We start from the raw sequence: 651 nt of genomic DNA on the forward strand, positions 1-651 counted from the left end.
ACTTTTGGGACATCCCCTTTTATTGGAGCTATTATGAATTTATCAAAAAAATCAAAAGCCGCGCTGTTTTTTCTTATGATTACAACATCTGCCTGTTTTAGCCAGAGCTGGAAAGACTTTGTAAAGGGAGTAGAAGGCCGAGTCGGCGGAAAAAACAACCCTCAGACAAAAGAACAGACAAAAACAGATAAAACGACAGAATCAACCGATACAAAAAAAACGACTGCAAAACTCTCAAATAATCCGCAAGTGCAAAAACGGGCCGCCTACCTTACTAAGGCCGAAATCGCGCTAAACGCAAAAGATTATACTGCCGCCGCAGAAAACTACAACAAAGCAGTAAAAACAAAGCTTCCATCAAACGTCGACAAGTCCGACGCAGACACACTGAATACCTGGGCTACCGAAATCTATGCAAGATTACAGTACCAGAACATCAAAACATTTACAAACAGATAACTTTTGTCAAAAAAGCCCAATTTTCGGTCTAAGATAAAAATTGGGATTTTTTCGGGCGTTTTCCTCGCTTGTGGATGTCGAACAAGTTCTAAATGCCATTGTCGTACTTGATACTGCGATATTTGCATAGAAAACTCGGTTAGCAATCTCTAAATGATTGTAATATATGCATTTAGATTTTCGGGTCAAGCC

1 protein-coding gene is annotated in these 651 nt (G+C 39.6%); it reads left to right on the top strand.

Annotated elements, in window-relative coordinates; all coding sequences use genetic code 11:
• Positions 1–33 precede the first annotated feature (33 nt).
• Positions 34–459 carry a hypothetical protein gene (locus B3Y13_RS01395; RefSeq protein WP_296024731.1) on the top strand — a complete coding sequence of 142 codons (426 nt, stop codon included), beginning with the start codon at positions 34–36 and terminating at the stop codon, positions 457–459.
• Positions 460–651 lie beyond the last annotated feature (192 nt).

Origin of the sequence: Treponema sp. UBA7567 (genome assembly GCF_002476655.1) — a bacterium.
Classification (GTDB): domain Bacteria; phylum Spirochaetota; class Spirochaetia; order Treponematales; family Treponemataceae; genus Treponema_D.

Coding starts and splice junctions, on each gene's coding strand:
- B3Y13_RS01395 (WP_296024731.1), top strand. CDS start 34: ATGAATTTATCAAAAAAATCAAAAGCCGCGCTGTTTTTTCTTATGATT.